This is a genomic window from Blautia sp. TF10-30 (genome assembly GCF_003481245.1).
Classification (GTDB): Bacteria; Bacillota; Clostridia; order Lachnospirales; family Lachnospiraceae; genus Fusicatenibacter; species Fusicatenibacter saccharivorans.
Genome location: NZ_QUKM01000009.1, coordinates 135878 through 148555 on the forward strand (window position 1 = coordinate 135878; position 12678 = coordinate 148555).

A 12678-nucleotide genomic window follows, 5' to 3' on the forward strand; every position below is an offset into this window, starting at 1 on the left:
CACCCTTTTCCGGTAACAAAAATAAAGCTGCTGTTTCACGAATCTTTGTTCGTTAAAACAGCAGCCCCTTAATATGTTGAATGAAATAGGTGGGGTGACATTCCCACATCTCCAACTAGGGTGACGGCTGCCCGTTCCGTCCTCTGCTTTCATTCAATATATTCTATGCTCTTACAATGTTATTATACAATAGCTTATTTATTTGTCAAGTTTTTTTAAAGTTCCCTTGGCAATAAAATTTTTAACTCGTTTGGGATTCAATACGTACATTGAACGCGCGTAATAAATATTATGAGTGGATATTCTGACAGCTACTTTTACGTATTCTCCATTTATGTAGTATTCTTTTGTGAATTCTATAGAATCATCTTTTGCGTTTTTTCCAACATAATCAGGATTGGCAATGATATTATTTAATTCGCTGCCGTATTGTGCGAAATCATCAGGATGGGAAGTTTTCATATGTTTTATATTGGAATCTGCTATATAAATAGGTGTTCCAGCTGGAATGTTCAATTCAAGTATTTCTATGATTTGCGCTGAAAAAACGCCGATTTTCTTTCGCATATTTTTCGAAACACCTCTTTTCGATATTATGCTTACTGCGGAATAAGGAAGATCTGACTTATTTCATATATCAGTTGTTTTCAGTTTTTTCTCTTCTATTCAACATCTTAAGGATATCATGAAAATAAAAAAAATGAGCAAGTTCTGTCAGGCATGAGCCCTACCCAGTGAAAACTCATTTCTTAATTTGTATGATAAGTTACACAGGAAAAAAAGTCAAGATAAAAGTATGAACAAATAACGTGAGTGTTTAACGAAAGGAATTCATTCGGTAAAAGATACAAAGAATGGTGATGAAAAGTTTTCTGAAATAATAAAAAGAGATCGGCTTGCGATTTGATCTGCCAAATGTTAAAATTAAAATGCATTGTGGTAGATGAAAGAAAACAGACAGTTTACTCCAGAGATTAGCTTCAGAAGGGAGCATGCAGATATGGCAGAATGGAAGAAATTGCCGGTTGGACTTGAAAATTTTCAGGAAATTCAAAAATCCGGGTTCTACTATGTAGATAAAACAAAATTAATTGAACAGCTTCTTGAAAACTGGAGCAAGGTGAATCTTTTTACCAGACCACGCCGATTTGGAAAAACCTTAAACATGAGTATGCTTAAGAGTTTTTTTGAAATTGGAACAGATCGAACGCTGTTTGATGGTCTCTATATTTCCCGGAACCAAAAGCTGTGTGAGGAATATATGGGAAAGTACCCCGTTATTTTCCTGTCACTCAAAGGAATTGACGGCTTATCTTTTGAAGCCGCAAAATACCGTTTAACAGAGTTGATCGGGGTGGAAGCAGAGCGATTTGCATTTTTAGCGGACAGTGAAAAACTGACGGAAAATGAGCGGAGCAAATATCGGGCGATCATCCATTTAGTGAATGGTAAATATTCCATGGATGAGGATATGCTTGTCTCCAGTCTGCAGACATTATCACAGCTGTTATGCCGACATTATGGTCAGAAGGCCATGATTTTGATTGATGAATATGATGTTCCTCTCGACAAAGCATTTCAGCATGGATACTATAAAGAAATGGTTTCACTGATTCGGGGATTGTTCGGACAGGCGCTGAAGACGAATGATGATCTGCAATTTGCTGTACTGACAGGATGTCTCCGGGTTTCCAAAGAAAGTATCTTTACAGGATTGAACAACTTCAAAGTTTATGCAGCAGACGACGTTCGCTATGAGGAAGAGTTCGGCTTTACGAATGAAGAGATAAAAAAACTTCTCGCAAATTACAATCTGCAGGAACATTTCGAGAAAGTGAAAGAGTGGTATGACGGTTATCATTTCGGCGACGCAGATATCTATTGTCCGTGGGATGTGATTAACTATGTGGACGATTTAGTGAGCGATCCAAATGTGCAGCCTAAGTCCTATTGGATCAACAGCAGCGGAAATGATCTTGTGAAACGCTTTATTGAACAGGCTGATATCACGACAAAAGACGAGATCGAACAGTTGATTGCGGGAAATGCAGTTGAAAAGAGAATTCGTTCGGATTTGACGTATAACGAAATTGATAACAGCATCGACAACATATGGAGTGTGCTTTTCACAACCGGATATCTCACACGGCTTGGAAAAGCTGACAATGGCGTGTACAAGCTGATCATTCCGAATCAGGAAATCCGCGAAGTTTTTGTTCAGCAGATCCGCGAATGGTTTAATCAGATCGTTGCGAACAACAGAGCATCTATAGATAAAATTAATCAGGGATTTCTGGAAGGAAAGGCGGAGACGATCCAGCGGGAACTGACGATGTTTCTTGGAGAAACGATTCGTGTTTTCGATACAAAGGCACGGAACGAAGAAAAGGAAATTTTTTATCACGACATTTTGCTTGGTATTTTGAAAAATTATCCTGGCTGGGTTGCGAAATCAAACAGGGAATCTGGAGATGGTTTTGCGGATATTCTGCTTAAACCGAAAAATCCGGATGCGGGAATCATCGTGGAATTGAAAGATGTCCGCTCCCTGCATGATCTCAATCAGGCGTGTGAAAGAGCGCTGGAGCAGATCAAGGACCGCAGATATGATATAGAACTTCGCGAGGATGGACGAAATGATATTCTTGCATATGGAATTGCATTCTGCAGAAAACGGTGTAAAGTGGTGGTGGAAAAACTATGAAAATCACAGCAGGCCTGGGCTCCATTGATGACTATCCCCGTTACGTCCGCGCCGGTGCAGACGAGCTGTTCTGCGGTTACGTTCCGTTTTCCTGGTCAGAAAAATACGGAACGGTTCTGCCGCTGAATCGGAGAGAGGTTTTAAACTATAACGTACAAATTGGATCGTTCAGTGAACTGGAAATTCTGGCTAATATGGTGCAGAAATACCAGAAGCCAGTGCATCTGGCGTTCAATTCGCTGTATTACCGGCCGGAACAGTATGAAGAAATTGCGCAGATCATCCAACAGTGCCGCAGCATAGGGTTTGACAGTTATATTCTTGCGGATCCCGCGCTGCTTGTGTACCTGCGAAAAGAAAAGATCGACTGTGAGGTGCATCTGAGTGGGGATTTGGGAACGGTGAATTCTGCGATGACAGAGGTTTTTGCGAAAGAATACCCGAAGAGGATCATTTTCCAGCGCAAAAATACGATCTCGGAAATGCGTGCAGTGATTCGGCATATAACTGCGCAGAAAGAAGCCGCTCGAAAAGAATGGACTTATCCAACGGAGTTCGAGGCATTTGCTTTGAATGAACTGTGCCAGTTCAGTGGTGCTTTCTGCAATTCCCTGCACTGCGATGAAATGGGATATCTTTGCCGGGTTCCTTACTGGAAGAAACCGATGTCGCTTTCAGAATCTAAATTAGAAAAACAAGAAAAAAATCGTCCGGGAGAAAATATTTCTATATCCGAATGGGATTCTGCATCAGAACTGACGAATCCTGTATCGGAAGATGGTTACCTCTGCGGCGCAACCGGCTGCGGCCTGTGTACATTAAAACAGCTTTCCGATGCTGGAATCACTCATCTGAAGCTGGTAGGCCGGGGAAATTATACCGATTTTATGGAGCGTGATATCCGAAATCTGCGCCGCACGCTGGAGATTCTGGAGGATTCTTCTACGGAAGAAGAATATATCCGAGCGATGAAAGCAGAGCTTTTTCCAAATGGATGCAGTCACATGTGCTATGCCAGATAAAATATGTCAACTCTTTCTGAAGTAATGCATTTGGGATTGACATATTTTTGTATCAAGGGTTAGTCCTCGAAAGAAAATGTAAGAAAGGCTCTGCGTATGCAGGGTCTTTCTTAATCTAAAGAAATAGTGGAGAACGTAATGAGAAATATTTTTCTAGCACGCTTTAATAATTAACATAGTGATGAATCGTATTCTGCGCCAGATGATACTGCTCCAGCGTCATGGCGATTTTCCCTTTTTTCAGGGAAATCACGCCATCCTCTTTTAGTTTGCTGATCGTTCGTCCCAGCGTTTTTACGGTAATACCGCATTCTTCGTAGAGCTCCTGCCGCGTTTTCTGAATTATGATTTCTTTTTTTCGCTCGATGCCAAGGTGCGCCGCCTGTTTTAGAATGTAGTCGAGCAGCAGGAAGTTTGGCGGATAGAAGAGTCGTGCGCCGCGGTTATAGGAGGAGCGGTACAGCTTGTATGCAATTTTGTGGGCGACCAGCCGCAGAAGCTGAATATCTTTGACAATCCAGTCCTCGAAGTCTTTCCGGGGAAAATAGACAACGGTTGTCTCGGTCAGTGTTTCGATTGTAACCGAAGTCTTTTCCATTCCGGCCAGGATCGTCACTTCTCCGACAAAATCGATCGGTTCGTTCTTTTCGATCATGAAAACATTGCCATTCTGAAATTCATTGATGACGCGGTGCTCTCCTTTGGCGATGATGCCAAACTTTTCCAGTTTATAATCTTTCTGGTGAATAATCGTTCCCGGCGGGTAGACACGGATCGTGTAACGGTTATGCAGTTCTTCCGGCATATGCTCGAAATAGGGGGCAAGTGCCGGAACTTCTTCGATCAGTTCTTCTAGTGTCATATTTTCTCGACTCTCTTTCCTTGGTGCAATCACAAAACCAGTTTTGCGTCTGGCATAGCTCATTTTGCGGTCAGACATCTACTGCGGTGAGTATATCACATTTTTTTTCATGGACGCAATGTCTGGCTCTGACTTTTTCAAAAAAAGAAAAGAAATCCTAAAAAAGAAGAAAAATTTTCCCGAAAACATCCCATATGTCCTTTTTTTCATACCGCGAATCCGCTAGAATACATCTTGTTCTGCAAGACAGAACAAAAATGAACCATAAAAAGAGCAATGGTGGAGGAGAATGTTATGAAAAAGGAAAAGTATGCGTATTCATCACTGAAAAGCCGTATTCAGGCTGAGTGGAAGATCTATGTTCTGGCATTTGTGTTCATTCTGATCGCAGATTCCATCGGACAGGTCAAGATCCCGCTGGGACCGGGAAACTTTATTTTGTTCCCGATTTTTTATGCATTGATTCTTGGTGTGCTGTCCGGTCCGCAGGTGACTAAAATCGTAAAATCGAAGGAAGTAAAAGCAGCATCAAAACTCGTTATTGTGGCAATCTGTCCGTTTATTGCAAAGCTTGGCATCAATGCGGGAGCCAGCATTGAAACGGTCATTTCTGCTGGTCCTGCACTTCTGTTACAGGAGTTCGGAAACCTTGGAACTATTCTTCTTGCAATGCCGCTGGCACTTCTGCTCGGCTTAAAGCGGGAAGCGATCGGAGCCACTCATTCGATCAACCGTGAAACAAACCTTGCTCTTATCACCGATATGTTCGGACCGGATTCCCCGGAAGCGCGTGGCAGCCTTTCCATTTACGTGGTCGGCGGTATGGTCGGCACCATCTATTTTGGATTTATGGTTTCCGTAATCGCAATGTTGAATATTTTCCATCCGTATGCTCTCGGTATGGCCTCCGGCGTTGGAGCCGGCATCATGATGGCGAGCGCCACCGCTTCACTGACCGAGATTTATCCGACGATGGCGAACCAGATCTCTGCACTTGCCAGCGCCAGTGAAACGATTTCCGGTATCGACGGAATTTACATGGCCATTTTTGTCGGTATTCCGCTCTGCAACTTCCTGTATCGAAAACTGGAACCGACGCTTGGAAAATTTGCAGACAGAAGAGCAGAAAAACGTGCCGCAAAAAAGAAAGGGGAAGCATAAGCGATGAGATATATTGAATGGGGATTCTTATTTTTACTGTCCGGTCTTGGAATCGGACTTGCCAATCTGGTTGGATTTCAGGTAAACTTTCTGGATTCTCTTCCGGGAATTCTGATTCTGCTGGCGATTTCCTGTGTCGGTGTTGTGGTAAGCAAACTGATTCCGCTGAAGCTTCCGATTGTAGCATACGTTTCCATTCTCGGCCTGCTTGCTGCATCTCCGATTTCACCGGCAAGACAGTTTGTGATCGACGCAGTCGGCAAAATTAACTTTACAGCTCCGCTTACCATGGTAGGTGCGTATGCCGGAATTTCCATCGGCGACCAGGTAAAAACCTTCGCAAAACAGGGATGGAAAATGATTCTGATCGGCGTCTTTGTTATGACAGGAACCTTTATCGGTTCCGCTGTGATTGCACAGGTTGTCATGATGCTGACAGGAACGATTTAAACACTACGCAAGAGAAACGGAGCCCGGCTCTTCCCAGACAGAAAATGGGATGAGGCAGGCTCCTGCTGTTATAGAAAAAGAAAGGAAACCAGTTATGGGAAAACTGATCGTAACGAATACCTCTGTGCTTCTGCCCGATATGACAATCGCCAGAGGGCAGACCGTCGAAACAGAGAACGGGATCATTTCTGCCATCCGTCCGTATCAGGAAGGAGAAGAAATAACGCTCTCCAGAAATAAGGAAACTGAGCTTCTTGACGGAAGCAGAAAGCTTCTGATGCCCGGCCTTTGCGACAGCCACATGCACACGGGGCAGCAGCTTTTAAAGGGACAGATTCTCGACGCGCTTCCAATGATCTGGACGCGGATTATGCTGCCGTTTGAGAGTACCCTGACGCCGGAAAAGATGGAACTTAGTGCCGAACTTGCGGCATTGGAGATGATCAAATCCGGAACAACGTCGTTTGTGGACGCAGGAAGCTACTTTATGGAGAGCGCAGCAGATGTCTATCTGCAGTCCGGGCTGCGTGGCCTGTTATCTGCATCTACCATGGATGATGCGTCACTGCCGGATGTTATCCGCCATACCGCCGATCAGAATGTGGCGCAGACAGATGCGCTGTATGACGCGTACCATGGAAAAGGGAACTTAAAAGTCGCCTATTCTCTTCGGTCTTTGATCAGCTGTACAGAAGAGCTGATTTTAAAGGCAGCCGGTCATGCGAAAGAGCGTGGCGCCCTGCTGCAGGCGCATATGAACGAATATCCGAACGAGATCAATTTCTTTCTGCAGCGTTTTGGAGTGCGGCCAATCGAGTACCTGGAAAAGCTTGGTGTGCTGGATGAGCGTTTTCTGGCGGCGCACTGCATTCTGCTCTCGGAAAATGAGAAGGATCTGCTGAAAAAGTATAATGTGAAAACGTGCCACTGCCCGTTCAGCAACTGCGGAAAGGGAATACCGGATACACCGGCTCTTTTGCAGCGCGGCATCACCGTCGGCCTTGGAACGGATGGTGCGGCACATGGCGGACTCAGTCTATGGAATGAGATGAAGATTTTCCGCTCCGTGATGAATGTCGGACGCGGTGTCGGCATCAGCGAGGCGGCCGTTATGCCAGCAGCGAAAATCATCCGCATGGCGACACAGGGCGGATATGACTATCTGCATGAAAACGGCGGAAGTATCGCTGTTGGAAAAGAGGCGGACTTTATCACGATTTCGCTTCGCCAGCCGCATCTGTATCCGACCGGAAATCTTGTCAATACACTGCTCGAGTGCGTGACAGCAGCGGATGTCTGCGACAATGTAGTACGTGGAAAAATTTTGATGAAAGACCATGCCGTGCAGACCCTTGATGAGGCACGGATTCTTGCTAAGGCAGAGCGGTATTTTGAACAAGCTGAAAAAATTACACCATAAGGAGAATCTATAGTTATGTTAAATCTGATTTTGATGATCCTTCTGAATTTCGTGGTCGGCGGTTGTATCGGCCTGACGGGAATCGCAGGATTTCTGCTTCCGATGTTCTACACCGGATTCCTGGATATGCCATCCTCCGCGTCTCTGGCGCTCAGTTTTGCAGCATTTCTGATTTCCGGCATTCTGGGATCGGTAAATTATTATAAGAGCGGGAACCTTGACCTGAAAACGGCCGGTGTACTCTCGGCCGGAAGTTTTGTCGGCGCGCTTGCCGGTGTCAAGATCAACCTTCTGATTCCGGCGGACACGATGAAAATAATTCTATATCTCGTTGTTCTGCTCTCCGGAATTTCCATCCTGCTTCGGAAAGACAAGCCAGGAAATACAGAGAAAAAAGCAGTCCAGAGCGTTCCGTTTTACTTGGTACTTGGTGCTGTAACCGGTGCTGTCTGTGCCGCCTCCGGTGCAGGCGGACCGGTGCTTGTAATGCCGATTCTGACACTGCTCGGTATTCCGGCGCACACTGCAGTCGGTATTTCTCTGTTTGATTCAATTTTCATCGCCGTACCGTCGGCGGCAGGTTATCTGATCGCAGCGGCCGGAAATAAAGAAGTCTTCCTGCTTCTGCCGGTGCTCCTGGTCGCACATGGCATCGGTGTCTTTGCCGGAAGCAAAAATGCAACGAAAATCAACCAGACGCTGCTGAAACGGATCGTGGCTGTGGCTTCGATTGCGATCGCGTGCATCAAACTCTTTCTCTGATTGAAAAACTAGAGTGTGTTTGAAAAACCATTTCCGCAGCCTGCACGCCCCACTTTGCGGTATATTTTGCCCTCATTCAGTCGCCGTAGCCCGCTACGCCTCCTTCATTCAGACAAAATCTCCCACAAATTGGAACATGCAGACTACGAAAAGTCTTTTTCAAACACACTCTAGCGCTTTGCACACAAACTTTAGTTAGAAGCGTATCCCAATTGTTCTTATTGACTAAATATTTCCTTAGGGAATACAATATAGAAAAAGTAAAAAGGAGGGATACCATGCAGGCACTTTCAAAGAAAAAAACCGGTGATATCTGTACCATCAAATGGATGTTTGGAATCCCTGATGTTCTGGATTTCCTCCGAAGCCGTAAAATCAAAGAAGGCAGCACCGTACAGGTCATCCAGAGAATAAACGGTGGATTGATCCTTGGCATGGATGGAAAACGGATTGCAATGTGTGATGCAGCTGCAGACCGGATTCAGGTATGAAAGGAAGAAAAATCAAAATGAGCGGAACCTTGGAAGAGGAGCCGCTCATTTTGATTTTCCAAATACCCACAAAAGAATTTTCGTAGATAAGTGTGCAGACTACGGAAAAGATTTTTAATAAATATGTGCCAGGAAGTTTTCAAGCTTTTCTTTACATAGAACCGTTGCGAAACAGCCGCCAGATAGAGTAAAATAGAGCAGATCTTAAGAAAAAGGAAGTTGGAATTTTATGACATTATTAGAACAGATACAAAAAGAACATGCCGCTGCTTTTACGCACGGCGGAAAATTTCATGCGGATGATGTGTTCTCTGCGGCACTGCTTCTGCATTTTAATCCGCAGCTTACTATCCAGCGCGGAAATCGTGTGCCGGAGGATTTTGCCGGGATTGTTTTTGATATTGGAAGAGGAGAATACGACCATCACCAGAAAGACAGCCGGATCCGGGAAAACCAGGTTCCGTACGCGGCGTTTGGCCTTTTATGGGAGGCACTTGGCACAGAAATTTTAAGTCCGGAGATGGCCGCGCGGTTTGACGAGAAGTTTGTACAGCCGCTCGATCTCAATGATAATACAGGAGAAAAGAATGAACTCGCCAGTATGATCGGCATGTTCAATCCGGTATGGGATGATAACAGCGGAAGCGATGCTGCTTTCCTGGAAGCGGTGGCAGTGGCCGGACGGATTTTGGAACATAAATGGGAGCGTTTTCGTGCGGATGAGCGGGCGGAGCAGCAGTTTGCAGCTCTTCTTGCCGAACACAGGAAGCGGATTGCAGCGGAGAAAAAGGCAGGAACAATGGATGAAAAGATTCTGATTCTGTCGGAATTTTTTCCATGTCAGAAACAGCTTTCCGCGACTGAAATTGCATTTCTGATATTCCCATCGAACCGCGGCGGTTACTGCGTGCAGCCGGTTCGAAAAGAAAATTCATCCAATTACAAGTATGATTTTCCGGAAACATGGCTTGGCCTGGAAAAAGAAGCACTGCAGGAAGCGACTGGGCTTTCCGATGTGTCTTTCTGCCACAAAGGAGGATTTCTTCTCACCGCAGAAACGCTTGACGATGCCGTCGCTGCCTGTCGCATCAGCCTTGCGGGAATGCCAAAAGCACCGGTTCTGATCCACATCGGTACCGATGCGATTGATGCGGATGACGCGCTTTTGCGGCAGATGCCGGGCATGGAGCATGCAGTTATTCTTCATAAACCGCTGCTGGAGGCCCCGGAACTGAACATCTGTGGCAGTTATGCCGTGTCATCACTTGAAAAAGCAGAATGGAAGATACGCCTGCGGGAATACCTGTCGGACCTGTTAAAAGAAAAGCCGGAGGCTGTCTGTGTCAGCGGTGATCTCTTTGCGGCCTATCCGGTCATGCACCAGCTCCGCAAGAAACATATTCCGGTTCTGACGGTATCAGAGCAGAATGGAAAACGGCTTCTGATCCGCATTCCGTCCGGTTCCTGAGAATTTACAGAGAATCTCTCTCAATTTCACGCGTTAAACAGAAAAATTCCTCAATATGTGATCTGTTTCTTTGCATCTGCTGTTGTCTGTGATACAATATAGAAAATACGTGAAATTTTTTGCACAATGAAAACGAATGATATCATTTTTGGTTTATCTTCAAAAAAAAGAGGCCAGACTTTACAGGAACGATACATTTTTGTGATTTCATCCGAACGGCCTCAAAAGCAGAAAATGGCAGGCAGAAATCGACAAACAGCAGAGAGGAGAGCAAAACATATATGATTTCAAAGAAAAAATTTGGCACAACGGTAACAGCGTTCGGCGTGGCAGCCGGAATGCTTCTCGGTTCGGCTGCACCGGCGCATGCAGAGGAGACAGCGAAAACGGTGCAGGAAACGCAGAAAGATCAGGCGGATGCACCGGCCACGCAAAGTGAAACGGAAAACGGAAACACAGAAGAAGCCGTTGTTCCGGCTGTAGAAACACAGGAAACCGAGACACCAGCAGAAGAACCGTCCGTACCATCTCAGGATGAAAATGCCGCTTCCACAGAGGAGCCAGAAGTACCGGAAACGCCAGAACCGACAGAGGATCCGAATCCAACGGAGACACCGGAAGACCCGAATCCAGGCGAGATGCCGGAGCCATCTCCAAGTGAAACCCCGGAACCAACTCCAGGCGAAACTCCAGAACCGTCGGTAACGCCATCCCCAAGTGAAACGCCGACTCCAGCCCCGTCCGAAACCCCGGAACCAACTGAAACACCGGTGCCAACCGAGACGCCTGCACCAGCACCGACAGAAACACCGAAAAATGATGAGACACAGGCGGATGACTGGATTCAGACGATTGATTACGGAAAATATATCAGCTCCATGAAAAAAGATCTCCGCGCAGGTTTCGCACAGGTCGACAAAGCGTACGCCTACGCAAAGGTCGATACCAGATTAAACGTCCGCGAAAGCGGTTCCACCAGCGCACGGATCGTGGGAACACTTCCGGCAAAGGCACTCTGCTTTGTGATCGCCGATGCGGATCAGGAGTGGGTTTATATTGAATCGGGCGACGTCCGCGGCTTTGTCCGTACGGATTATCTGCAGCAGGGAAAAGAGGCGCTGGAATATGTAACCGGCACCGGAGAGGATCAGATGAAACTGGCGGATCAGGTGATCGATCCGTCTGAAAATGAAGCCTTTCCCTATAAAAAAGAAACGGTTTATGAAGTAAAAACCTCAACCGGAAACGGTATTATCACATTTGCAAAACAGTTCGTTGGCAGACCATACGTCTGGGGTGGAAACTCCCTGACGGACGGTATTGACTGCTCTCATTTTGTATGGCAGATTCTGACCCGTTGCGGTGCGTACGACGGTGAATATACGACCTCCGGCGGATGGCGCAGCCTTGGAACGGAGGTTGCAAGCCTGGATGAGGCACGCGCAGGCGATGTTATTTGCTATAATGGCCATGTGGCGCTGTATGACGGAGAAGGAAAAATCGTAGAAGCGCTGAACGAAAACGCCGGTATCACCTGCGACCGCCCGGTGGACTGTGACACGATTCTGACGATCCGTCGTTTTGCAGCCGACGATGAAATCGGTGGAACGAACGCAGAAAAGATCTGGAATTACTTCCTGATGCACGGATTTACAAAAGAAGGAGCCGCCGGTATTATGGGAAATATTGCAAACGAGGCATCCACAGACCTCAATCCGACACTGCTTGAGTATGGCTCTACCAGCCGCACAAGCCTGAGCGGAGAGCAGTACACGAACCTTGTTGATGCCGGAATCATTTCCCGTGACGAAGTGATCCGAAGTTCCCGTTTTGGCCTTTACAGTGGCGGAAGATATGGATATGGTCTCTGTGGTTTTACAGATCCAACGATCAAAGAGTATCTGTGCCGATATACCATTGATCTTGGAAAGAGCCTTGGAAGCCTGTCCGGCCAGCTCGACAGTCTGATGGCCTACCTTTCCGACTACAATCCGAATCTGCTGGACAGACTGAAAAATGCCGAAGATGTTGACACCGCAGCAACTGCCTTTATGCGTGAATACGAAAAATGCGCAAACCAGAGCACACAGCAGAAACTGCGTACAACAGCAGCAGAACAGATCTACAATGTTATGGAATCGTATGATTCGCCGGTAGATGTAGAATAAACGAACAGATGATGAAAACGTGTTAAAGAAAGTCCTCCACAGCAGAAAGATTCTGTGTGGAGGACTTTCTTACAGTAAAATAATTGAAAACGGCGCGTCGCATTCTCGTTACTTTAGTAGCCTGCAAATAAAAAGTCAATACTAAAATTGAAGAAAGTTAAAAAACTTTA

General features: G+C 45.9%; 11 protein-coding genes and 2 pseudogenes. 10 read left to right on the forward strand and 3 right to left on the reverse strand.

Features of this window, described 5'->3' with window-relative positions; genetic code table 11:
* Window positions 1–198: 198 nt before the first annotated feature.
* Window positions 199–567, reverse strand: a complete 369-nt coding sequence (locus DXD02_RS10030; RefSeq protein WP_118666794.1) for a PBECR3 domain-containing polyvalent protein — start codon at window positions 565–567, stop codon at window positions 199–201.
* 433 nt (window positions 568–1000) lie between these two features.
* Here DXD02_RS10030 and DXD02_RS10035 point away from each other — a divergent pair, with 433 nt between their 5' ends.
* Together DXD02_RS10035 and DXD02_RS10040 are read left to right on the forward strand one after the other, a co-directional pair.
* Window positions 1001–2704 (forward strand): AAA family ATPase, encoded by a 1704-nt coding sequence (locus DXD02_RS10035; RefSeq protein ID WP_118666795.1) that lies wholly within the window; start codon window positions 1001–1003, stop codon window positions 2702–2704.
* Window positions 2701–3726, forward strand: a complete 1026-nt coding sequence (locus tag DXD02_RS10040; protein ID WP_118666796.1) for a U32 family peptidase — start codon at window positions 2701–2703, stop codon at window positions 3724–3726. Before DXD02_RS10035 ends, DXD02_RS10040 begins: the two co-directional genes overlap by 4 nt.
* Window positions 3727–3889: 163 nt before the next feature.
* Here DXD02_RS10040 and DXD02_RS10045 read toward each other — a convergent pair whose 3' ends face one another.
* On the reverse strand, window positions 3890–4588 hold the full coding sequence (locus tag DXD02_RS10045) for a Crp/Fnr family transcriptional regulator (protein ID WP_118666797.1): 699 nt from the start codon (window positions 4586–4588) through the stop codon (window positions 3890–3892).
* Between the two features lie 294 nt (window positions 4589–4882).
* Here DXD02_RS10045 and DXD02_RS10050 point away from each other — a divergent pair, with 294 nt between their 5' ends.
* The 4 genes from DXD02_RS10050 to DXD02_RS10065 all read left to right on the forward strand — a co-directional run bounded on the left by DXD02_RS10050 (window position 4883) and on the right by DXD02_RS10065 (window position 8381).
* A complete protein-coding gene (locus DXD02_RS10050; protein WP_118594458.1) occupies window positions 4883–5749 on the forward strand; it encodes a DUF3100 domain-containing protein in 867 nt (288 codons plus the stop codon).
* A gap of 3 nt (window positions 5750–5752) precedes the next feature.
* On the forward strand, window positions 5753–6199 hold the full coding sequence (locus DXD02_RS10055) for a hypothetical protein (protein WP_118594457.1): 447 nt from the start codon (window positions 5753–5755) through the stop codon (window positions 6197–6199).
* Between the two features lie 94 nt (window positions 6200–6293).
* Complete coding sequence (locus DXD02_RS10060) at window positions 6294–7619, forward strand: amidohydrolase family protein (protein ID WP_118666798.1); 1326 nt, start codon at window positions 6294–6296, stop codon at window positions 7617–7619.
* 15 nt (window positions 7620–7634) lie between these two features.
* Complete coding sequence (locus tag DXD02_RS10065; RefSeq protein WP_118666799.1) at window positions 7635–8381, forward strand: sulfite exporter TauE/SafE family protein; 747 nt, start codon at window positions 7635–7637, stop codon at window positions 8379–8381.
* On the opposite strand, the pseudogene DXD02_RS16250 reads toward DXD02_RS10065, so the two are convergent.
* Window positions 8365–8511, reverse strand: a pseudogene (locus DXD02_RS16250) (DUF6783 domain-containing protein). The gene DXD02_RS10065 and the pseudogene DXD02_RS16250 overlap by 17 nt on opposite strands.
* Between DXD02_RS16250 and DXD02_RS16255 the strand changes: the two are divergent.
* From DXD02_RS16255 to DXD02_RS10085, 4 genes and pseudogenes are all read left to right on the forward strand, one after another.
* A pseudogene (locus DXD02_RS16255) lies at window positions 8461–8580 on the forward strand (DUF6783 domain-containing protein); the annotation flags it as partial. The pseudogenes DXD02_RS16250 and DXD02_RS16255 overlap by 51 nt on opposite strands.
* 79 nt (window positions 8581–8659) lie before the next feature.
* Window positions 8660–8872, forward strand: coding sequence for a ferrous iron transport protein A (locus tag DXD02_RS10075; RefSeq protein WP_022461118.1), 213 nt, complete (start codon window positions 8660–8662; stop codon window positions 8870–8872).
* A gap of 229 nt (window positions 8873–9101) precedes the next feature.
* Window positions 9102–10340, forward strand: a complete 1239-nt coding sequence (locus DXD02_RS10080) for an MYG1 family protein (protein WP_118666800.1) — start codon at window positions 9102–9104, stop codon at window positions 10338–10340.
* A 281-nt stretch (window positions 10341–10621) separates the two neighbouring features.
* Entirely contained in the window at window positions 10622–12508 is a 1887-nt protein-coding gene (locus DXD02_RS10085) for a phage tail tip lysozyme (protein WP_118666801.1), read from the forward strand.
* Window positions 12509–12678 lie beyond the last annotated feature (170 nt).